Source organism: Bradyrhizobium sp. UFLA01-814 (assembly GCF_046718885.1).
Lineage (GTDB): Bacteria > Pseudomonadota > Alphaproteobacteria > Rhizobiales > Xanthobacteraceae > Bradyrhizobium > Bradyrhizobium elkanii.
Genome location: NZ_JAQOSR010000364.1, coordinates 1 through 1268 on the forward strand (window position 1 = coordinate 1; position 1268 = coordinate 1268).

Sequence of the window (1268 nt, forward strand, 5' to 3'; positions counted from 1 at the left end):
TGTTTAGCCCGGACAGATCACTGACGGGTGTTCGGAGACATAGCTGACACATCAACCTTGGCTGGATTGGTCCGATTCGGGAGGCCGCCATGCCGTGGAGTGAGGTGTCAGCAATGGATCAGCGCCACGAGTTCGTGCGGCTGGCTCTGCAGGAAGGCGCCAACCGGCGCGAGCTGTGCCGACGGTTCAACATCAGCCCTGACGTCGGCTACAAATGGCTGCGGCGCTGGCAGGCTGGCGATCGAGAGCTGGCCGACCGCTCCCGGCGCCCCCATGCGATGCCCGAGCGCAGTGAGGCTGCGGTCGAGACGCAGGTTCTGGCCGTGCGCGACAAGCATCCGGCCTGGGGTGCGCGCAAGATCGCCCACTGCCTGGAGCGGGATGGCCAGACGGTGCCTGTGCCGTCGACGGTGCACCGGATCCTGTGCCGGAACGGCCGGGTCAAGCCGAGCGAGAACGCGCCGCCAAATCCAGGGCACCGCTTCGAGAAGGAAGCTCCCAATCTGCTGTGGCAGATGGACTTCAAAGGCCACGTGCCGCTCGCCGACGGAACGCGGTGTCATCCGCTAACGATCGTCGACGATCACTCGCGCTATGTCCTGTGCCTGAAGGCCTGCGCCGACGAGCAGCGTCTGACCGTGCAGGATCACTTGACGACGACGTTCCGCTGCTATGGTTTGCCGGAGGCCTTCTACACCGACAACGGCTCACCCTGGGGCGATACGTCCGGCATTCGCTGGACCGGATTGAAGGTCTGGCTGCTCAAGCTTGGCGTCAGGGTGGTGCATGCCAGGCCATGTCATCCACAGGCCCGCGGCAAGAACGAACGCTTCCATCGCACCTTGAAGGCTGAAGTCTTTGCGATGCGTCGCTTCCGCACTCTCCCGGAAGTCCAACGCGCCCTGGATGCCTGGCGGCCGGTCTACAATCTGGAGCGTCCCCACCAGGGCCTCGATATGCACGTTCCCGCCGATCGCTTCCGACCGAGTATCCGTGCCATGCCGGCCCGCGTCCCGAACGTCGCGTACGACAGCGGCGAGATCGTGCGCAGGGTCTCATCGACAAGACCCTACATCTCCTTCAAGGGACGCTTCTGGAAGGTTCCACTGGCCTTCGCGCGCGAACGGCTTGCCATCAGGCCGCTGGATCGCGACGGCCATTACGGCGTCTTCTTCGCCAGCTGGCAGGTCGCATCAATCGACTTGACCAACCGCCAACCTGTCAGTGATGTGTCCGAACAGGTGTCAGCCATGTCTCCGGACTAAACA

General features: G+C 63.8%; 1 protein-coding gene. It reads left to right on the forward strand.

The window, feature by feature from the left end; translation table 11 throughout:
* The first annotated feature begins 89 nt into the window (after positions 1-89).
* On the forward strand, positions 90-1265 hold the full coding sequence (locus PMN64_RS42835) for an IS481 family transposase (protein WP_411785115.1): 1176 nt from the start codon (positions 90-92) through the stop codon (positions 1263-1265).
* Positions 1266-1268: the final 3 nt, after the last annotated feature.

What these genes read in the sequence shown, in the direction of transcription:
- PMN64_RS42835 (WP_411785115.1), top strand. Translation starts at nt 90, where the DNA reads ATGCCGTGGAGTGAGGTGTCAGCAATGGATCAGCGCCACGAGTTCGTG.